The organism is Stenotrophomonas sp. YJH_SMC_6 (genome assembly GCF_059371335.1).
This window is the reverse complement of sequence record NZ_JCAFUM010000003.1, coordinates 313,776-334,211: the sequence shown is the minus strand read 5'-3', so window position 1 is coordinate 334,211 and position 20,436 is coordinate 313,776. Positions and strand designations below refer to the sequence as shown.

The window sequence follows — 20,436 nt, the reverse complement described above, 5'->3', positions numbered from 1 at the left end:
CCGTGCCAGGGTACGGCGCAGCGTCCCGCCTGCATCGAGCGTGTCTTCCTTGAGGCGATTGCCGGCATTGTCCAGCGTGTAGTGGATGGTGTTGCCAGCGCTGTCGGCGATGTCCGTCAGCCGCTGCGCGGCGTCGTAGACATAGGTAACGCTGCTGCCGTCAGGCTCGGTGACCTGTTGCACCTGGCCGGTCGGCCAGTAGCTGATCTGGGTAGCCCGGTCCTCGGCTGTGGTCGCGCCGCGCACGGTGATGGAGGTCGGCCAGCCGCGGGGATGGTAGGTGTAATCAGTCACCACGCCGTTGGCGTCCTTGACCGACAACGGCCGCCCGAACGCGTCGTAGGCCGAGGTCTCGGCCGTCTGGCCCAGCGCATTGGTCACGCTGCGCAGGTCGCCCTTGCGATAGGTGCAGGCACCTCCGGTCGCGCACCCTGCATCATCCGCCGAGTAATAGGCATAGGTAACGGCATCGGCCACATCCGTGCGCGGGCCATCCACACTCTTCAGCAGCCCCTCCACCGGGCAGCTGCCTGCCGCTGCCACATCAGCGGCTTCGCAGTACGTGTAGCTGGTGATGCGCGTCTGACCGGAAGCGGTGTCGGTCACAGTGTTGGCCGTCGGTTGGCGTCGGGAATTGAAGGCCGTGCGGGTTTCGCGGCTACCGATCCGGGTGGTCAGTACCGCATTGGTTTCGACGTCGCGCGCCGTGGTCACCACCCGCTGTTCGGGCAGGCCGACCGCTTCGGTCACGGTATGGATGCTGACGGCACGACCGCTCACCGGATCGGTGCCTTGCGCATAGGTGTGCTTGGTCTGGATACCGCGGCGATCGGTGTAGGTATCCAGACGCCGGCGGAAGTCGACACTCTGGTCGTAGTAGGTCCGGCTGACGGTTCCCTGCGAATCCGTCAGGCCGGTCACCTTGCGCGACGGAGCGGTGTCGCCCCCGGGTGTCAGGGTGTAGTCGGTCTGCCGCCCCAGCGCGTCGGTCACCACCGCACCACCATTGGGGCTGTAGGCCAGTGTCACGCCATCGGCACCGCCGGCATGCTGACTGGAGATCACACGGCCGATGGAATCGTAGGTAAAGGTGCTGTAGCGGCGACCGTCCTCGGCGGTGATGCCGGTCAGGTGCTGGGGGAAAGCCTGGTTCTCGTAGTGATACGTACGCACACCGCCACCCGCATAGGTCACCGTGGCGACCTGGTTCTGCGGCGTGTAGGTATAAGTGGCGAGCGCAATGCCTTCGACCAGCACCGAACTGATCAGCGCCTCATAGTCGTTGGACTGGTAGACGAACTCCAGTGTGCGGCCACTGCTGTGGGTGACCGCCGCAAGGCGGTCGCTGTCGTCGTAGATGTAGGTCAGCGACGTGCCATCCGGGAAGCGCTTGGCGGCAAGACGCCCGTCCGCGCCGAAGGTAGAGATGGAATCCGCCGAGTACAGTGTCCAGTTGCCGTTCTGGACCAGACGATCCCCACTGTCGTCGTCCGCCTCATAGGCCTGGCCGATCTTCTTGAACGCCCGCTGGAAACCGGTGCTTTCAATGATGCCAACACTGTCAACACCATCCAGTGCCAGGTGGGCGCCCAGCGAATGGGTCCAGCCATAGCCGAAGCCACCGGATGAAGTAGAAATACCGGAGTGATAGAAGCGCGTCAGTGCGATCCAGCCCAGATCGAAATCCTGTGCGATTTCGTACTTCTCGCCTGTTTTTACGTCGCAAGGGTTGCCTACGGCTCCGTCGCAGGGCGCCTTGTTCGCGGCCTCCCCCTGTTCTTCCGACTCACAATTCGTGCCAGCGCCATCCTTGTCGCACTTCTGCGACTTGGAGGTGATGGTCGCAACGAACTCCTCGTTCACGCAGGCGTTGTGTGTGTTGGACCACTGCGTAAGTGGAACAGGGCAATCAAGCCGGCGTTTGCGGCCGAAGGCCATCTGGCTCACGTAGGGAGCGCAGGGCGATTCGGCCGTGTTCTCCCCGATCATATCGGTGATTTGATAGAACCTGGACTCGACTACGCCTTCCATTTCGGGCACGCCGGAGAACCAGTCACCCTGTGGCGTAACAGCAGCACCCGGACACACAGGGTTACTTGCCTGGACTTCAGCGAGATAACTCGCGACCATCGCCTCTTCGGTCGAAAACTCCGCTGTACTCAGATAGGTCCAGTCTGGATCGGAGGGTTGTGCCTTCCCCATCCAGTAGGTGATCGACGTATTTCCGTTCAAGTCCACGACTTTCGACTTGATCTTGTCGACAGACTGCCAACCGAACTGGAACTCCGGCGGGAACGGACTCGGTGCGGGCAGGCTCTTGATCGCCTGCACCGCCTGCTGCTGGGTCTTGTACTGCGTCGAATTGCCGCCGGGCTGCGAAATACGCCAGGTGATCTTGCTTTCCTGCGCCTGTACAACAGCCGGCGCAATGCAGCCAACGGCAACGATCGTCAGCACGGCACACAAAATGGTCTTCAGTCGTTCCAACATCCCTGTTCTCCTTCCTGGACGAACACAGCGCCGGCGGGAACGAGAACGCGGAGCTGTGCCCCGCGTCATGCTTCGGATCGTCCCTGGTCCGGAATGCGGCAGTGCCACATGCCGCCTTTATCGTTGAGGACGCTTGCACGTTCAAGTGTGGAGCCGCGTAACCGATCACAGATTCAAGCATCCAACGCCATTCAGCGGTCTACGCCCCGTCCCCATGACTTCCTGCACAGGGAGTCGGTGTTATACCTCACTACATTACCAACACGACCTGTCGCGAGGTCGGCAGGCTGTGGCACTCCGCTGCAGACCTGACCCATCGGAAGGGCTGGCACGCGTCACAGCCCAGGGGAATGGCAATGAAGAGCAGCCGAGTGACGTTGTGGGCGCTGGCCGCCATGATGGTCGCAGTGGGCACCGCGCACGCAGGGGAAATCCAGGTGGATCGCGGCGCCTACGCGCTGCAGGCCGAAGAGACCGGGGCCGGCCCGATCACCGTGGTCTTTGAATCCGGTTTCGGGCAGGGCGCGGGCGCCTGGAAGGAGGTGGTTGCCGGTCTGGGGCGCGACTACCACAGCATCACCTACGCCCGTGCGGGACTCGGCAAGTCCGGCAGCGACGGTCACCCCAAGCGCATCGATGCGCATCTGGCCGACCTCACGGCCGTGATCGATACGCTCGCCCCCGGTCGCCGCGTTGTGCTGGTGGGTCACTCCTATGGCGGCCTGCTGGCCACGGAGTTTGCACGCCGCCATCCGGAGCGCCTGCAGGGCCTGGTGCTGGTGGACCCGGCCACGATGGGTCAGCGCCATGCGTTCAAGCAGGCCGACAGTGCCCGCGTGCAGGCAGATGATGCCCGGCTGCGGGCGATGCTGCCGCCAGCCATGGCCGCCGACTACGCCGTGCTGACCGAACAGCTGGATGCACCCGGTGCGGAAACCCCGCGCACGATGCCGGACGTGCCGGTGGCGCTGCTGACTGCAACCCAGCTGGCTGCCGAACCGCTGTTCTTCGAAGAAACCGCAGCGGGCAAGGCGCTCTGGAAAGCACAGCACGCCCTGCTCTTCTCGGGATTCACGCGCGGCTCGCACCGCTACCTGGCAACCGGCCACACCCTCCAGCGCGAGGATCCTGCTGCGGTGGTGGCCGCGATTCAATCGGTCTCCGGCGCCTTGAAGTAGCTGTTCCAGGCAGGCGCTTCCCGGGTTGTTCCCGGCTACTGCCCACGCAGGCGCACCGCAAAGTACCGCGCCGGGGAAAGGCCAAGCGCTTTCTTGAACATCGTGATGAAGGCCGTCACCGACTCATAGCCCAGCGTCTCGGAAACGCGTTGTACCGGTGCACCGGCGGCGAGTTCACGAATGGCGATGAGCAGGTGCAGTTGCTGCCGCCAGCGCCCGAAGGACAATCCCGTTTCCCGTTCGATGAGGCGGGTCAACGTGCGCTCGCCCAGGGCCAGGCGCACGGCCCACTGGCCGATGGTGCTGCGGTCTGACGGATCCGCCGACAGCGCCGCCGCCAGCGCACGCACCTTCGGGTGATGGCTGACCGGCAGCGACAGATGCTCGGCCGGCATCTGTACCAGCTCGTCCAGCAACACCCGCGCCAGCCGGTCGGTGTGGCTGCCATGCGGATAGTCCAGCGGCGCGTCGGCCAGGTGCAGGATCATCTCGCGCAGCATCGGCGAGATGGCCAGCGTCACGCACTGCGCCGGCAGGTCGACGATGCCGGGCTCGACGAACAGGTAGCACAGGCGCGCGTTGGCGGTGGCGCGGTTGCTGTGCGGCATGCCGCCCGGAATCCAGACGCCACACTGGGGCGGCACGATCCACAGCGCATTGGCCACTTCGCAGGTCACCGCCCCATGCAGCGCAAGAATGAGCTGACCCTTTCGATGCTCATGCACCGGAATTTCCGCGTCGTGCTCGGCCACCTGCAGGCGGCTGGCAACCGCCGGGCGATCGGTCTCGTCCGGGTCCAGGTCAAAGCCGGGGAGCGAAATGCGAGCCATTCTCACATTGACCGGTTTTAGTGATTGATTGTCATTGTAGCGAAATTCGCCATGCCGGCCGATCACTAGGATGAGCCGCATGCACTCCTCCAGCCCGCTCCGCCCCCACCTGCTCCAGGCATTTGCGCGGTTTAAAAGCCCTGCCGTCAGCACCGACCAGGAGGCGGTGCTGTTCTCGCTCAAATGCCTGCTCGCCGCGTCGCTGGGGCTCTATGTCTCTCTAAGGGTCGGCCTGAACCGCCCGTTCTGGGTGATCGGCACGGTCTATCTGGTATCACAGCCTCTTTCCGGGGCAACGCTCAGCCGCGGCCTGTTCCGCCTGCTCGGTACCGTGGGCGGGGCCGTCGCCACCGTCGCGCTGGTGCCACGCTTCGCCAATGCGCCCTTGGTGCTGAGCGCCGCGCTCGCCACCTGGATGGCGCTGTGCCTGTACCTGGCGATGCTCGACCGCACGCCACGTGCGTACGCGTTCCTGCTGGCCGGCTATACCACCAGCCTGATCGGGTTTCCTGCGGTCATGGTGCCGGGAGAAGTGTTCACCATTGCCGTCACGCGGGTGCAGGAAATCGCCATCGGCATCCTGGCCGCAACGCTGGTACATGGACTGGTGCTGCCGCGCCGGGTTTCGATGCGCGTGCACGCACGGGTTGCTGCCGTGCTGGAAGATGCGGAACGATGGACACGCGACATGCGCGCCAGTGCATCGGACACGGTGCTGGCGACGGACCGCTCGAAAGTGGCCGCCGACCTGCTCGAGCTGCATGTGCTGTCGATCCACCTGCCCTTCGACAGCGCCCACGGCGTCGCCCAGGTGCAGATCCTGCGTGCCCTGCATGACCGGATGCTGGACGTACTGATGCTGTCCAGCGCGGTGGAAGATTCCATCGCTCGGCTGCGTGCACCGCAGGCCGGCACAATGGATGCAAGCGGCTGGCGCGATCTGCTGCAGGCCAGCCTCGCCGCTCAACAGGCCGAGCTCGACCTCGCCCACTCCCACTGCCGCGTGCTGCAGGCACAACTGCACACTGCCCGCCCCGACTGGCGCCTGCATGTGCCTGACCGTCTTGCGCGGAATGTGCAGGGCGCAGTGATTCACCGGGATCACAGGAACGCCGCGCGCAGCGCGCTGGGCGCGTTCGTCGGCATCCTGCTGAGCTGCGTGCTGTGGATCGTTACCGGCTGGTCGGAAGGCGCCACGGCGGTGTCCATCATCGGCACAGCGTGCGTGCTGTTCGGCACGATCGAAGCGCCGGCACCACATGTCATGCGCTACCTGGTGGGATCGTGCATCGGCGTTGCCGTCGGCCTGGTCTACGGTCTGCTGATCTTCCCCGCGCTGTCCGATATTGTCGGCCTGATTGCCGCGCTCACGCCGGTGCTGCTGCTGTGCGGATCGTTCCTGGCCCGGCCGCCCTTCATCATGGCCGCCCTGGGCGTGGTGCTGACCTTCCCGCTCATCGCAGGCCTGGGTGCGATCAATACGGTCAACATCGTCGGCGCACTCAACAATAGCGTTGCGTTGTTCATCGGTACGGCAATCGCACTGTGCAGCATGCAGTTGTTCCAGACCGCCGATGCGGGCCGTAACCGCGCACGGTTGGAGCGTTCGATCCGTCGGGACATCGCACGACATGCCGCCGGCCATGGTGATGTGACCCGCGCCTGGCTCAGCCGCATGCTGGATCGAATCGGGCTGCTCGCTCCCAGGTTGCAGGGCCGTTCCAGTGCAGCACACGACCTGCGGGCATTGTTTGCGGACGTTCGTGCGGCACGTGCATCCAGCCAACTCCGCGCACTGGACAAGTGCCTGGACACCCCGCACGTTCGGGCGCTTCATGCGGCGCTGATCGAACGCGTCGCCGCACATTTCAGGGTTCGCGCCCACTCACCACGCAGTGTCGACGCCCATCTTCTGGAACTCCTGGACCACATGCGCGAGGCAGCGGCAGCCAGCGCCGAGGCCGATCGAGGGTATCTGCTGCACCTGCTCTGCGGGTTGCGCCGCGATCTGCTGGCCCCCCTGCTCACCCATCGGCACTGACCATGTTTTCTGATATTTCCATTGATGGCGTACTGATCCCCGGCCTGCTCGCCGTGGCCGCCGCCGCGCTGGTGCTGTCAATGCTGACCTCACGCCTGCTCGCCAGCCTCGGCCTGTACCGGTTGTTCGCCGCGAGGCCCTTGGTGGGCCTGTCCCTGTTCGTGATCCTGGCGGAGCTGATGATCCGGCTCTCGCCCCTGCTCGAGAAATGAAATGAAACACCTGCTTGCCGTCATCGGGCGCTGGAGCGCTACGCTGGTTGTATTCGCGATTGCTGTCGTCGCCGCACTGTCCATCTGGAAGCGTTACGAAACACGCCCGTGGACGCGGGACGGGCGGGTGCGCGCCGATGTGGTGCGCGTTGCGTCGGACATGGGGGGACTGGTCACTCAGGTGCTGGTTCACGACAACCAGCGGGTCAGCGCCGGAGAGTTGCTGCTGGTGCTGGATCAACCGCGCTTCGCTGCCGCGCTTGAGAAGGCCGATGCAGCGGTCAGCAGCGCACGCGCGACGCTGGCGCTGGCCCGCCGCGAATCGACCCGGGACAACGCACTTGGCAACCTGGTCGCCTCGGAAACACGCGAACGCAATGCCGCCAAGGTCGATACCGAGCTGGCCGCCCTGGCCCAGGCACGAGCCGAACAGCGCGTAGCCCAGCTCAACGTGCAACGCACCGAGGTGCGCGCGACCACCGATGGCATCATCACCAACCTGGACCTGCACGCGGGCGACTACCTGCAACCCGGTGCGCAGGCACTGGCGCTGATCGACACCCGCAGCCTGCGTATCGAGGGCTACTTCGAGGAAACCAAACTGGGCTGCATCACCGAGGGCGATGCCGCCGTGGCCCGGCTGATGGGCGACGACCACGACGTCCGCGGACACGTTGACAGCATCGCCGCCGGCATTGCCGACGATCAGCGCTCAAGCACGCACAACCTGCTGCCCGCCGTGGCGCCGACCTATACCTGGGTGAGGCTGGCACAGCGCATCCCGGTACGCGTCCGTATCGATGATGCGCCGCCTGATACGCGCCTGATCGTGGGTCGCACCGCAAATGTGACCATCACGCCATCGGCAGCGGGAGCCTGCAAGTGAGCGTGCGGACAGTACGTGGCGGGCTGCTTGCCCTGCTGCTGCCGATGACGGCCTGCGTGTCCGGCCCCGACTATCACCTGCCGGCGAGCGCTGTCGCAGCCTCCCCACGGGCGGCGCGGGCGTTCGTCTCGGGCCAGAAGGCATCGTTCAGCCACGACGCGCCACCGGATCGGTGGTGGCAACTGTATGGCGACCCTCAGCTTGACGCCTACGTACGCGAAGCACTGGCGGCCAATACCGACCTGCGCGCCGCCGATGCCAACCTTCGGCGCGCCAGCGCAACCGTGCTGGAGTACCGTGCGCGCGGTGCCGTGCAAGGGGACGTGGATGCATCGGGCACGCTCACCCATGCCGGTGGCTACACCCAGGCGTCGGCCGCGCCGCAGTCGTACGCGCTGGGCCTCCACCTCTCCTATCCGCTGGATCTCGCAGGTGGCATCCGCCGCGGCATCGAAGCCGCCAACGCGGACGCGGAGGCGGTTGCTGCGGCACGCGACCAGGTCCGCGTGGTCGTCGCTGCGGCCGTCACCCGTGCCTATCTCCAAGTGTGCACAAGCAATCACACGCTCACTGCAACCCGGCAAGTGCTGGCAATACAGCGCGCCACGCTGGAGGCAACCCGACGGCTGGCTGCAGGTGGGCGCGGAACGGACTTCGATGTCAGCCGTGCCGGTGCCGCCGTCAACCGCAGCGCGGCGGGGATACCGCGCCTGCTGGCCGAACGCCAGGCCGCACTGTTCGAACTGGCCGCATTGATGGGCAGGCTCCCGGCAGACTATCCCAGGGAGGCCGAAGCATGCCCGCAGCCCCCTGAGCTGGAGCAGGCGCTACCGGTCGGTGACGGCTGGCAACTGCTCCAGCGGCGCCCTGACATACGCGCAGCCGAACGCAGGCTGGCCGCCGCAACTGCAATGATCGGCGCTGAGACGGCGGGTCTCTATCCGCAGATCACCCTGGGCGCCTCTTCGGGCGTGGCCGGCACACCGGCGCATCTGCTGTCGGCTGACGGCTTCGGTGCGAGCATCGGCCCCGTGCTGTCATGGCACTGGCCCAACCGCCGCGCGGCCAAGGCCCGCATCGCAGCGGCCGGTGCCAATGCAGATTCAGTTCTCGCGTCCTTTGACGGCATCGTGCTGCAGGCATTGCGCCAGACCGAGACCGCGCTTTCTGCCTGCACACAGGAGCTCGAACGCGAGCACAGCCTGGCGCAGGCGCGGATGGACGCAGCGCGGGCCGCCGGGCAGGCACAGCAACTCTACCGTTTCGGCAGGATCGATTTTCTCGACGTGCTTTCGGCCCAGGCCGCGCTGGCAGATGCGGAGTCCGCATTGGCTGCATCGCGCGCGGAGCGCATTGACCGGCAAATGGATCTTTTTCTGTCGTTGGGCGGAGGCTGGGCCGCAACGGACTCGGCCCCGGGCGCGGTCCAATGATCCGCTGCCTGGCGGCGACTGCAGGCCGCGCCGTCCGTTCAGAAAAGCACCGCCTACACCCGCATTCATTCACATGGATTGCCCTATATTCCCGCCACAGCGCCGCATGCTGCGGCCATGACGGAGGCATCCCCATGAAGACCACACGTTTGCTTGCCATCGCATTGAGCGCAGCCACCGCGTTGGCCGCGGCCCCCGCCTTCGCCGATCCGCCGCACCACGCCCGAGGCAACGGCCCGCCGCCGCACGCAGGCGGCCCGCACCACCGCGATGCGCCGCCGCCGGGCTGGCAGAAGAAGGCCTGGCGACGTGGCGAGCGCCTGCCGTGGGCCGAAGTGGACCGCCGCTACTGGGTAGACGATTACGCGCGCTATGACCTGCGCGAGCCGGGCCGCGACCGACGCTGGGTGCGCCAGTCCGATAACGAGTACCTGCTGGTGGAGATCGCCACCGGCTTGATTGTTGACGCGCTGCATCGTTGAATGCGGAGCGCGCCGGGGCCCTGTAGCCGTGGCCCTGGCGCGCTCCCACCACACTGCGGCCGAAATGAATGATGCGAACCACCGGATTCCAGAGCGCGTTTCTCATTGTTGGCCTCATCGCAGGCCAGCCGGCCCACGCAAGCCAGCAGCCATCAGCGGCGGATGTAAAAGCGATCGAACAGGTGGTCGAATCGTTCCGCACCTCGCTGATCAACAAGGACAAGCCGACCTACATGGGCCTGTTCTTCTCCGACAAACCGGAAGACATCGGCTGGCAGTTCGTTTCCGAGGATGTGCGCCTGCAGGACATCCGCAAGGCCAAGCCCGATGCAATCAAGGCACGGCAGATTCCCGCCAACAACTTCATCGCGCTGATCGACGGGGTGGTCGCCTCGCCGAAGCCGAAGGAGGAGACATTCTCCAACACGAAGATCGAGACGGATGGCGATGTGGCTTCGGTGTCGTTTGACTACAGCTTCCACGACGATGGGGTGAAGACCAACTGGGGCAAGGAGATGTGGCAGTTGATCCGCACCGAACAAGGCTGGAAGATCTTCTCGGTGATCTACTCGGTCCGCGATTCACGCAGCCCGGCCGATTGAGCAGGGCTTGATGCGGGCGCCCTCACCCGCGATCCATTCAGCAAGGGCATTGGCATTCGGCGAGCGATCGGGCAGAGTTCGGCCACGCGCAAGGACGCATGCCATGACCCGCCTGCTGATCATCGAAGACAACCCCGAGCTGGTTGCCAACCTGTATGCCTTCTTTGAACCGCTGGGCTACGTCCTGGACGACGCCCGCGACGGCGCCAGCGGACTGCGCCGGGCCACGCAAGACGACTACGACGCCATCCTGCTGGACCTGATGCTGCCGCGGCTGGACGGCATGACGCTGTGCCAGAAGCTGCGCCAGGAGTTCCAGAACCCGGTGCCGATCCTGATGCTGACCGCGCGCGATCCGGTCGAAGACCGCGTGCAGGGCCTGGCCCTGGGCGCGGATGACTACCTGGTCAAACCGTTCTCGCTGACGGAACTGGATGCGCGGATCAAGGCCCTGGTACGACGGGCGCAGGGTCGCCAGGTCCAGAGCGTGCTGGCGTGGAAGGACCTGCAGGTAGACACGCGCTCGCCACAAGCCTGGCGGCAAGGCCGCTGCATTGCGCTGACGCCCACGTCGCACAAGCTGCTGATGTGCCTGGTGCGTGCGGCGCCGGCCGTGGTGCGCAAGCAGGAGATGGAATACCTGGTCTGGGGCGACGAGCCACCGGACAGCGGCGCGCTGCGAACCCACATCCATGAGCTGCGCCTGCAGGTGGACCGCAGCTTCGACACCGCGCTGATCACCACGGTGCACAGCGTCGGCTGGCGCATGCAGGCGTGACCCGTGCCTCCCTCTACCGCCGCCTGAGCCTGCGCACCCGCATCACGATCTCGTTCGTGCTGTTGATGGCCGGTGCCATGGGCTTCATCGTACTGGCCGAACAGGTGGACTACGACCAGGTCCGGGCCGCTGTCGTCGCGCGGACCCAGGACAATGAAGTACGCCGCCTGCAGGACGAACTCGCCCGTGGTCGGCGTCCCGACCTGCCCTCCGGCAGCGCACTGTTCGATGCCCAGGACGTGCCTGTCGTGCTGCGCCAATATGGCCCGGGATATCACGGCGAAGCAGCACCCAACGAGTGGCACCTGCGCGTGTTCGACAGTGCCGGCCAACGTTACTACCTGCTGCAGGACGCAGCGCCCTATGGCTATCTGGAATACCTGATCAATGCCTTTGCGGCACTGGTCATTTCGATCTGCGTGCTTGGCGCCTTCCTGATCGGTCGCAAGGTAGCGACCCACGTCATCGCGCCCATCACACGATTGGCCGATGCGGTGCAGGACGGCCACAAGCCCTTTCCCTACCAGGACGCACGCGATGAGATCGGCGTGCTCGCGCGCGCCTTTGCCCGCCATAGTGACGAGCTCGAACGGTTCCTGCATCGCGAACAGTGCTTCAGCGGCGATGCCAGCCACGAGCTGCGCACGCCCTTGGCCATCATCGGTGGTGCTGCCGAGACGCTGGCCTGCCAGCTTCCGGCCGACAGCCACCTGGTTCCCAGTGCCGAGCGCATCCTGCGCACCACCCAGGAGATGCAGCGCCAGCTGACCTGCCTGCTGCTGCTCTCTCGCGCCCCCAGCACCGTGCCACGCAACGAGGTGGCCCTGCGTGCGCTGATTGAATGCTGCATGGATCGCTGCCAGCCCTGGCTTTCCGGCAAGCCGGTGATCGTTGCGTTTGATGCCCTGCATGACACCGTGCTGCACACCAACGCGGATCTTGCGCGCAGCGTGATCTGGAACCTTCTGCGCAACGCCTGCCAGTACACCGAAAGCGGCGAAGTCCGGATCTCCCTCCACGACGCCGCACTCATCGTCGCCGACACGGGGCCCGGCCTGCCCTCCAGTATCGATCCACAGCTGTTCCAGCGCTTCGTACCCGCTAGCGTGCACAGCGGCGAGGGGCTGGGGTTGTCGATCGTGCAGCGCATCGTCGAGCACCTGGGTTGGAGGATGACGGTGCATTCATCGCAGCAGGGATGCCGGTTCAGCCTGGAGTGGCCCCTCTGACGATTTCCTGACGCACGCGTGCACATGCTGGGGATTGCTCACTTCACGGCGGAAACCGCATGCAGCACCCCAAGGACAGCGGCAAGTACCCGCACGGGAAGACCGGCCTGAGCCGCATCTTCCACACCCTCATCCATTCGCGCGATGGATTCGTCGCCACCTTCCGCGGCGAGGCTGCCTTTCGCCAGCTGCTGCTTCTGCACGCGCTGTTGATCATTGCAGCGTTCGTACTGGACATCAGCGCGGTCGAGCGCGCGATAGTGCTGGCGGTCTGCTTCATCAGCCTGCTGGTAGAACTGCTCAACTCGGCGATCGAAGCGGTGGTTGATCGCATCTCCCTTGAACAGCATCCGCTGTCAAAGAACGCCAAGGATATGGGCAGCGCCGCGCAGACCACCGCACTGTTGATGGTGGGTGCTGTGTGGGGCCTCATCCTGCTGGGCTAGTCCGCCCAACCTGACAACTTCCTGATAAAGCGGTTTCGATACTGCGCGCACTCCCGCTCCACGGAACCTGCTCGTGCGTCAATGCCGCCGTTTTCCACGGCCCCATCCGATCGTTCTGGTCTGGGCCGTCGCACTGTTCTTCACCACGATTGGAAACATCGCCCTCTGGAAGACGCTGTGGGGGCTGGTCGACCTCAACAGCGTGCGCAGCGTGCTGTTCCTGGCCAGCCTGCCGGTGGTGCTGTTCTGCCTGTTCAACCTGTTGCTGACGCCACTGCTGGCACTGCCATTCCTGCGCAGGCCGCTGCTGGTGCTGCTCGTTGTCGTCAGCGCCGCCTGCAGCTACTTCATGCTGCACTACAACGTGCTGATCGATCGCAGCATGGTGCAGAACGTGTTCGAGACCAACCAGGCCGAACTGAACGCCTATCTGTCGCTGCCACTACTGTTGACCCTGCTGGCGCTGGGCGTGCTACCTGCTGCCGGGCTCGCCCTGGTGCGCACCACCAGCGGGGCCGGTTCGATACGTTCGCTGCTGGTGTGGCCGGCCAGCGCTCTGGCGTCATTGCTGGTACTGCTGGCAATCGGCTTCGCGTTCTACAAGGACTACTCCTCGCTGCTGCGCAACAACCGCTATCTCCGTGACCAGGTGCTGCCGTTGAATGTCGTGCGCCATACCCACGGTTATCTGAAAGGCCTCTACAGCGCCCGCCAGCAACCCTTGCGCCCGATCGGCATGGACGCACGGCGCGTACCGGGCCCGCGTCCGAAGCTGGTGGTCATGGTCGTCGGCGAGACCGCGCGATCACAGAACTTCCAGCTCAACGGCTACCCACGCGCGACCAATCCCCGGCTCTCGCGCAAGGAAGGCGTCATCAGCTTCAATGATGTCTCCTCATGCGGAACCGCCACGGCCATCTCGGTGCCGTGCATGTTCTCGCAGATGACCCGAGGCCAATACGACGACGTGCGCGCCGCAACCGAGGAGAACGTGCTCGACATCCTGCAGCGCACCGGCATAAGCGTGCTCTGGCGCAACAACAACAACGGCGGCTGCAAGGGCGTGTGCGAACGCGTACCGACCGAGGACATGCCTGCGCTGAAGGTGGCCGGCCAGTGCGTCAACGCCGACGGCACCTGCTACGACGACGTGCTGCTGCACCAGCTCGGCGCACGCATCGATGCCATCAACGGCGACGCCCTGATCGTGCTGCATCAGCTCGGCAGTCATGGGCCGACCTACTTTGAACGGTATCCCGCAGCGTCGCGGGCCTTCAGCCCGACCTGCGACAGCAACCAGATCCAGCATTGCAGCAACGAGGCGCTGGTCAACACCTACGACAACACCCTGGTCCACACCGACCAACTGCTGGGCAAGGCCATCGACCTGCTGCAGGGCTATGCGGACCAGCGTGATGTCGCACTGATCTATGTGTCCGACCATGGCGAGTCGCTGGGCGAACGCGGGATGTACCTGCACGGCACGCCCTACTTCATCGCCCCGCGCGAGCAGACCCAGGTGCCGATGGTGATGTGGTTCTCACCGGAATTCAGCCGCAACGCAGGCCTGGACCTGGCCTGCCTGCACCAGAATGCCCTGCACCGGGCGCACAGCCACGACAACCTCTTCCACTCGCTGCTGGGCCTGTTCGCGGTCAACAGCGGGGTGTACCAGCACGATCTGGATGTGTTTGCAGGTTGCCGCGCGTCGGCTTCGCCGGCTGTGGCCACCTCACCGGCGAAAGAAAGGCGCCGGCTGATGCCGGTCGCTGCCCGGAACGTGGCGCGCTACTGCGCCGCCAGGGCGAAATCCAGGCCCGCACACACCGCCGCCACCTGGGCGTCGTTGCATTCCTGCGGGTTGGTGCGCGGGCTGTCCGGGTAGACCTCGGTGGTGGTGGCAAAGCGCGCGTCGGTGAAGCCGGCGCAGGCGCCGATCGAACGCGATTCACCCCAGACCACGCCCGGCGACTGCAGCGGCAGGCCGACCAGGTTGCCTTCGGCATCGGCCGGGGCGATATGGGTGACCGGGGCCACGGCGGTGATCAATGCCTTCTGGAACTCGGCCTGCGGATCTTCGCTGTTGCCGATCACGTAGAAGCCATCCGGAATGGTGTCGCGCTCGAACGGCTTGCCATCGCGGGCGCAGCGGGCCGGGTCGAACTCGTGCAGGTCGCTGTCGGTGGTCTCGTGCAGGTCCAGGTGCACCAGCAGGTTCGGCCTGCGCTCGGCCACCCAGCGCATCAGCGCGGCGGCTTCTTCGATCTGGCCGCCGTCACGGAAGCTGCGGTTGGGGTCGATGGCATCCGGGTTCCAGCGCTGGATGCGCTCGTAGCCCCACGGGCTGACGCACGGCGCCACGATCAGGTTCAGCCGGCCCAGGTAACGCTCAGCCTGCTGTTCCAGGAACTGCAGGGCGCCATGCACGCCGCTGGTCTCGTAGCCATGCACGCCACCGGTGATCAGTGCGGTCGGCAGCGCCGGGTTCCAGTCGTGGTTGACCACGGCGAACAGCGGGTAATGGTCCGGCGCATAGTCCAGCTGGCCGTACTGGATCACATCGAAGCTGTCGTCCAGGCGCTCGAGCGCGGCCACCACGTCATCGTGGTAGCTGCGCTGGCGCTGCTGGCGAGCCCGCCACTGTGCGCGTTCCGCGTCGCCCCAGGGCTGTCCGGGGGTGCCGATCGGGTAGAACTGCGCAACGGTCATTGGGTACTCCGGGGGTCGAACGGGATGGGTGCAGCCGGTCATTCTAAGCCTTGTCGCGCCTGCGGGTCCCCTCCCCCGGCCCCGCCTTCATCCAGGCCGGGTCATCTGGTTGTAAAATCAACGGTTTTTGGCCCCTCACCCCTTGATGGCGAACGCAGCGCAGCCGGTCCTGGGTGGACCGGAGTTCCTCCGCCTGCTCGCCCGTCTCAGCGACGGCGCGATGCCGGCCAGCAGTCCCGCCCTGACCGATCGGCTCGGCCAGTGGGTGGACTGGAGCCGTGCCGTGGCCCTGTCCGGGGCGCTCGGCGGACGCCTGCCCGAGCCCGGTGAAGCCGCCGAAGCCGTCCAGGATGTGCTGGCCGACTGCGTCCAGGCGCACACCAGCCTGCTGGCCTCGATCAGTGAGGACGCCGAGGCCGAGCGCCTGCTGGATCTGGCCGAAGCTGCCGCTGCACCCAACTTCGCCTCGCTGCGCCAGCGCTACCGGGTACTGCAGCAGGCCATCCAGACCGCCACCGGGCGCCTGCGCGGCCGCCTGCGCGACCAGCTGGTGCAGGTTTCGCCCGAGCTGGCGCGGCTGGCCGAGGTCGATGCGGTGATGGAACAGACCCTCACCCCGCGCGAGCACAGCCTGCTGGCCACTGCGCCGGCCGTGCTCGGCGCCCGTTTTGAACGCGTGCACGGCCAGCCCGGCTGGCGCGCGGCCTTCCGCCATGACATGCGCACCCTGCTGCTCGCCGAGCTGCAGCTGCGCTTCCACCCGATCGAAGGGCTGCAAGACGCCCTGCGCTCCCACTGACCGGAACACCATGTCCAGAACTGCTTTCCATGTCGTTGTTTTCCTTGTCGGCCTGCTGGCCGTGTGCTGGATCGGCATTGGCTATGTTTCGGTGCATCCGCTGGGTGCAGCGGTGGCGGCGATCATCGCGGCTTGCTACATCGCCGGTGGCGTGGAGCTGTACCGCTACCGCCAGGCCAGCAACGGCCTGCGCAGTGCACTGAACGACCTGTCCAGCGCGAAGGAGAGCCTCGCTCCCTGGCTGGAGCGCGTGCCGGCAGGCCTGCGCAACGCCGTGCGCCTGCGCGTGGAAGGCGAGCGTACCGCCCTGCCCGCTCCGGTGCTGACCCCTTACCTGGTCGGCCTGCTGGTGCTGCTGGGCATGCTCGGCACCCTGCTGGGCATGATGGACACGCTGCGTGGCACCGGACTGGCCCTGCAGAGCGCGACCGACATGGCCGCGATCCGCGGCTCGCTGGCTTCGCCGGTGCAGGGCCTGGCGGTGGCATTCGGCACCTCGATCGCCGGTGTGGCCAGCTCGGCCATGCTCGGCCTGCTGGCGGCGCTGCTGCGTCGTGACCGCCTGCAGGCCGTGCAGCAGCTGGATCGCGCCATTTCCGGCGACCTGCATCCGTACTCGCAGGCCTGGCAGCGTGCCGAATCCCTGCGCCTGCTGCAGGCGCAGTCCGCGGCGCTGCCGGCGCTGGTCGACCGCCTGCAGGCGATGACCAGCACATTTGAACAGCACAGTGCGGCCGCCAATGAGCGCCTACTGGCCGGCCAGGCCGAGTTCCTGACCCAGAGCCAGGCACTGCAGGAACGCCTGGCGGTCTCGCTGCAGCAGTCGCTGCGCGAAGGAGCTGAAGCCAGCGCCGCCGCCATCGGTGGCGCGCTGCAGCCGATGGCCGAGACCACCCTGGCTGGCCTGGCCCATCACGGCGAAGCACTGCATGCCCGCGTCGAGCAGGCCGTGCAGCAGCAGCTGGCCGGCCTGAGCGACGGTTTCGAGCGCAGCCGCGTCGCAACCGAGGCCAGCTGGGCCAAGGTGGTGAGTGAACAGACCCAGGCACAGCAGGCACTGGTGAGCGACCTGCGCCAGCACCTGCAGGCCTTCAGCGATGGCCAGGCCACGCATGCCGAAGCGCTGGTCACACGTATCGGCGAGCGCCTGCAGGCCGATGCACAGGACAATGCGGAGGCCTTGCGTGCTGCCGCCGAACAGCAGCAGGCCCTGAATACTGCGCTGGTCGAACGTCAGCAGCAGGCGTTGATCGCCGCCAGCGAGCATCTGGACGCGCGTGCGCAGGCGCTGCTGCAGGCACTGGAGCAGCAGCACAGCGCCAGCCAGTCGCTGCTGCAGGACCACGAACAGCAGCGTTTGCAGGATTGGCAGGCCGCGCAGGCGGCCGCTGCCACCGCGCACGCCGAACTGCAGGCCAGCCTGGACAGCCGCGAGCAGCAACGCCAGGCGCGCTGGGACGCGGTCAGCGCCGAGTTGCAGCAGGCCCACGCCGCCCTGCAGGCGCAGCTGCAGGCCGGCGACGAACAGCGCCTGCAGCGCTGGAGCGATGCTCTGCAGCACGTTTCCACCGAGCTGGCCGAGCGCCTGCAGGCCAATGGCGAACGCCTGGCCGCGCAGCAGCAGCGCGTCTGCGACACGCTGGCGGAGACCGCACAGCAGATCGGCGAGAACGGTCGCGCACAGGCCAGCGCCACGCTGGCCGAAGTGTCCACCCTGCTGCAGACCGCCGCCGCCGCGCCCAAGGCCGCTGCCGACGTCATCAACGAGCTGCGCAGTACGCTGTCCGAGAGCCTGGTGCGTGACAACGCGATGCTGGAGGAACGCGGACGCCTGCTGGCCACCGTGCAGACCCTGCTGGATGCGATCAACCACGCCTCGCACGAACAGCGCACCGCTGTGGACGCACTGGTCGGTGGCTCGGCCGAGCTGCTGGAACGCGTCGGCAACCGCTTCACCGACCATATCGCCGCCGAGACCGGCAAGCTGGATGGCATTGCCGCAGCGCTCCACGGCAGCGCGGGCGACGTCGGACAGCTGGCCAGCAGCTTCGGCGAAGCGGTCGCGCAGTTCGGCAGCGCCTCCACCGAGCTGTCCGGCCGCCTGGAACAGATCGGCGGCGCACTGGATGCCTCGCTGGCCCGCAGCGATGAGCAGCTGGCCTACTACGTGGCGCAGGCGCGCGAGGTGGTCGACCTCAGCCTGCTGTCGCAGAAGCAGGTGATGGAAGAACTGCAGCAGCTGGCCACGCGCCGCGGCAAGGCCGGTAGCGCATGAGCGACGAGTTGGAGGTCGACGGCGGTTCGCACGCCCCTATCTGGGCCGCCTTCGGCGACCTGATGTCGGTGCTGCTGGGCGCGTTCGTGCTGATACTGGTCGGTGTGGTCGCGGTGCAGCTGGAGCTGTCGCAGCGGCTGGACCAGGAAGTGAAGCAGCGCCAGGCCGAAGCCAAGCGCCTGCAGACACTGGAGCAGGCACTGGCTGGCCCGCTGGCCGCCGGTCGCGTGACCCTGGTCGACGGCCGCATCGGCATCAGCGGCAGCGTGTTGTTCGCGCTGAACTCCGACCAGCTGCAGCCGGAAGGCCAGGAGCTGCTGCGCAGCCTGGCCGCACCGCTGGCCGCCTATCTGGGCAGCCGCGAAGAGATCCTGATGGTCAGCGGCTTCACCGATGACGCACCGGTGCGCGAAGGCAATCGGCGTTTCGCCGACAACTGGGAGCTGTCCGCGCAGCGCTCGCTGACCGTGACGCGTACGCTCATCGCCGATGGCGTACCGGCCGACGCCGTGTTCGCCGCCGCATTCGGCAGCGAGCAGCCGGTCAGTTCCAATGCCAATGAGGAAGGCCGCGCACGCAACCGTCGCGTCGAGATCGCGCCGATTCCCAAGCCCAAGGCCCCGCATGCCAAGTAAGCCGCCAGCGCTGGAAGGCCTGCGCGCACTGGTGCGCGACCTCGATGCGGGGTCGCGCTCGCTGCCGCATTACCCGCAGGTGCCGATGCTGCAGCAGGTGCAGCGCGAGTGGTCGGAGCTGCGCAGCGAACTGCAGGTGCGCCGCTCACTGCGCACCGAGGCCCCGGCCGACGGCGGCCCGCTGAACTCGGCGGTGCTGGTGCAGCGCATGCTGGACACGATGCAGGCCACCAGCCCCGGCTACCTGCGGCACTTCATCGACTATGTGGATACGTTGTCGTGGCTGCAGGCGCTGCAGGACGGTGCCGCCAGCGGTGCAGATACCGCGAAGCCGAAGCGGACACGCAGGCCGCGCTGAACACCAATTGGTAGTGCCGGCCGCTGGCCGGCAGCTATGCATCTTCGCGCGGGTCATGGGGTTGCCGGCCAGCGGCCGGCACTACCACCGAGGGTGCTCTGTGCGCCGGAACGCAATCTGCGCTGCGCTTCGCCTTTGCTTTGGTAGTGCCGGCCGCTGGCCGGCATCACAACCAGACCGACCATCGCCGACGCGCGCGAAAGCGGCGCTGAACAGCGAATGGCCGTGCTGAACATTCACTGGTAGTGCCGGCCGCTGGCCGGCATCACAACCAGACCGACCACGGCCGAGGCGCGCGCAAGCGGCGCTGAACAGTGAATGGCCGCGCTGAACATTGACTGGTAGTGCCGGCCGCTGGCCGGCAGCTATGCATCTTCGCGCGGGTCATGGGGTTGCCGGCCAGCGGCCGGCACTACCATCGAGGCTGCTCTGTGTGCCGGAACGCAATCTGCGCTGCGCTTCGCCCTTGGTTTGGTAGTGCCGGCCGCTGGCCGGCATCACAACCAGGCCGACCATGCATACGGATACTCGCCAATCTGCCCAGCAAGACCGGCGCGCACCGGATTCCCCAGGATGTACAGCGCTTGCTGCGCCAGCGACTCCTCGGCCCTCACGGCATGATCAAAGTAGCCAGACTGCCAGACCGTACATCGACGCCCCACCAGGCGATTCAGGGCGAGCGCGCTCGACGATTTCATCCGGCGCGCGATGTCGGGAAGGTGAGCTGCGCGCAGCTCGAACATCCAGTGGACGTGATCCGGCATGACGACCCATGCGTGTGACTGTACGAGCCCGCGCTGTTCGATGTAGTGGAACTGGTCGATTACACATGCTGCTGCAGCTTCGCTTTCAAAGAGCCGGCTGCGCTGGTGTGTCGTGGTTGTCAGAACGTAGGACTGGCCGATGATCGAGTGACGGCCCAGGCGGAGGCGATGGCTGCTCATGCGCCATGGTGGGTCGATCATTGGGCGTTGGCTGTCGGGCCATGCCTCGATGGAGGTTGGGAGATGTCTGAAGTTGAATGAGGTTGCCGGCCAGCGGCCGGCACTACCG

Annotated in this window: 19 protein-coding genes; 15 read left to right on the top strand and 4 right to left on the bottom strand. The window is 66.3% G+C overall.

Annotated features, from left to right (window positions below):
* Positions 1–2,490: RHS repeat domain-containing protein (locus tag AC5P9N_RS05005; RefSeq protein WP_495223815.1), on the bottom strand; the 2,490-nt coding region annotated here is incomplete at its 3' end.
* A gap of 356 nt (positions 2,491–2,846) precedes the next feature.
* Between AC5P9N_RS05005 and AC5P9N_RS05000 the strand changes: the two genes are divergently transcribed.
* On the top strand, positions 2,847–3,668 hold the full coding sequence (locus AC5P9N_RS05000) for an alpha/beta fold hydrolase (protein ID WP_049470086.1): 822 nt from the start codon (positions 2,847–2,849) through the stop codon (positions 3,666–3,668).
* 35 nt (positions 3,669–3,703) lie between these two features.
* Here AC5P9N_RS05000 and AC5P9N_RS04995 read toward each other — a convergent pair whose 3' ends face one another.
* Positions 3,704–4,498, bottom strand: coding sequence for an AraC family transcriptional regulator (locus AC5P9N_RS04995; RefSeq protein WP_033835087.1), 795 nt, complete (start codon positions 4,496–4,498; stop codon positions 3,704–3,706).
* Positions 4,499–4,664: 166 nt separating this feature from the next.
* On the opposite strand from AC5P9N_RS04995, the gene AC5P9N_RS04990 reads away from it, so the two are divergent.
* The 10 genes from AC5P9N_RS04990 to AC5P9N_RS04945 all read left to right on the top strand — a co-directional run bounded on the left by AC5P9N_RS04990 (position 4,665) and on the right by AC5P9N_RS04945 (position 14,492).
* Positions 4,665–6,539 (top strand): FUSC family protein, encoded by a 1,875-nt coding sequence (locus AC5P9N_RS04990; protein ID WP_099484243.1) that lies wholly within the window; start codon positions 4,665–4,667, stop codon positions 6,537–6,539.
* A gap of 2 nt (positions 6,540–6,541) precedes the next feature.
* Entirely contained in the window at positions 6,542–6,751 is a 210-nt protein-coding gene (locus AC5P9N_RS04985) for a DUF1656 domain-containing protein (RefSeq protein ID WP_043033274.1), read from the top strand.
* Position 6,752: 1 nt separating this feature from the next.
* Entirely contained in the window at positions 6,753–7,637 is an 885-nt protein-coding gene (locus tag AC5P9N_RS04980; protein ID WP_099484244.1) for an HlyD family secretion protein, read from the top strand.
* Positions 7,634–9,070: an efflux transporter outer membrane subunit gene (locus AC5P9N_RS04975; protein WP_164212743.1), complete on the top strand. Its 1,437-nt coding sequence runs from the start codon at positions 7,634–7,636 to the stop codon at positions 9,068–9,070. Before AC5P9N_RS04980 ends, AC5P9N_RS04975 begins: the two co-directional genes overlap by 4 nt.
* Before the next feature lie 134 nt (positions 9,071–9,204).
* Complete coding sequence (locus tag AC5P9N_RS04970) at positions 9,205–9,552, top strand: RcnB family protein (RefSeq protein ID WP_005409930.1); 348 nt, start codon at positions 9,205–9,207, stop codon at positions 9,550–9,552.
* 71 nt (positions 9,553–9,623) lie between these two features.
* Complete coding sequence (locus tag AC5P9N_RS04965) at positions 9,624–10,154, top strand: Cif family virulence factor (protein ID WP_099484246.1); 531 nt, start codon at positions 9,624–9,626, stop codon at positions 10,152–10,154.
* A gap of 103 nt (positions 10,155–10,257) precedes the next feature.
* On the top strand, positions 10,258–10,932 hold the full coding sequence (locus AC5P9N_RS04960) for a response regulator transcription factor (RefSeq protein WP_012480497.1): 675 nt from the start codon (positions 10,258–10,260) through the stop codon (positions 10,930–10,932).
* A complete protein-coding gene (locus AC5P9N_RS04955) occupies positions 10,929–12,161 on the top strand; it encodes a sensor histidine kinase (RefSeq protein WP_049397968.1) in 1,233 nt (410 codons plus the stop codon). Before AC5P9N_RS04960 ends, AC5P9N_RS04955 begins: the two co-directional genes overlap by 4 nt.
* 59 nt (positions 12,162–12,220) lie before the next feature.
* Positions 12,221–12,607: a diacylglycerol kinase gene (locus AC5P9N_RS04950; RefSeq protein ID WP_012480499.1), complete on the top strand. Its 387-nt coding sequence runs from the start codon at positions 12,221–12,223 to the stop codon at positions 12,605–12,607.
* A 73-nt stretch (positions 12,608–12,680) separates the two neighbouring features.
* On the top strand, positions 12,681–14,492 hold the full coding sequence (locus tag AC5P9N_RS04945) for a phosphoethanolamine transferase (RefSeq protein ID WP_099484247.1): 1,812 nt from the start codon (positions 12,681–12,683) through the stop codon (positions 14,490–14,492).
* Here the strand turns inward: AC5P9N_RS04945 and AC5P9N_RS04940 are convergent.
* The gene (locus AC5P9N_RS04940) at positions 14,396–15,316 is read right to left on the bottom strand and encodes a M14 family metallopeptidase (protein WP_062606573.1); all 921 of its coding nucleotides are present in this window, start codon (positions 15,314–15,316) and stop codon (positions 14,396–14,398) included. The genes AC5P9N_RS04945 and AC5P9N_RS04940 overlap by 97 nt on opposite strands.
* A 145-nt stretch (positions 15,317–15,461) precedes the next feature.
* On the opposite strand from AC5P9N_RS04940, the gene AC5P9N_RS04935 reads away from it, so the two are divergent.
* The 4 genes from AC5P9N_RS04935 to AC5P9N_RS04920 are packed head-to-tail and all read left to right on the top strand — an operon-like array spanning position 15,462 to position 19,383.
* Positions 15,462–16,115, top strand: coding sequence for a DUF3348 family protein (locus AC5P9N_RS04935; protein WP_099484248.1), 654 nt, complete (start codon positions 15,462–15,464; stop codon positions 16,113–16,115).
* 10 nt (positions 16,116–16,125) lie between these two features.
* Positions 16,126–18,390: a DUF802 domain-containing protein gene (locus tag AC5P9N_RS04930; protein WP_099484249.1), complete on the top strand. Its 2,265-nt coding sequence runs from the start codon at positions 16,126–16,128 to the stop codon at positions 18,388–18,390.
* Positions 18,387–19,025 (top strand): OmpA family protein, encoded by a 639-nt coding sequence (locus tag AC5P9N_RS04925; protein ID WP_099481283.1) that lies wholly within the window; start codon positions 18,387–18,389, stop codon positions 19,023–19,025. The genes AC5P9N_RS04930 and AC5P9N_RS04925 overlap by 4 nt, the downstream gene beginning before the upstream one ends.
* Positions 18,943–19,383 (top strand): DUF2894 domain-containing protein, encoded by a 441-nt coding sequence (locus AC5P9N_RS04920; RefSeq protein WP_329749651.1) that lies wholly within the window; start codon positions 18,943–18,945, stop codon positions 19,381–19,383. The genes AC5P9N_RS04925 and AC5P9N_RS04920 overlap by 83 nt, the downstream gene beginning before the upstream one ends.
* Positions 19,384–19,880: 497 nt before the next feature.
* Here AC5P9N_RS04920 and AC5P9N_RS04915 read toward each other — a convergent pair whose 3' ends face one another.
* Positions 19,881–20,327 carry an REP-associated tyrosine transposase gene (locus tag AC5P9N_RS04915; protein ID WP_099484251.1) on the bottom strand — a complete coding sequence of 149 codons (447 nt, stop codon included), beginning with the start codon at positions 20,325–20,327 and terminating at the stop codon, positions 19,881–19,883.
* Positions 20,328–20,436: the final 109 nt, after the last annotated feature.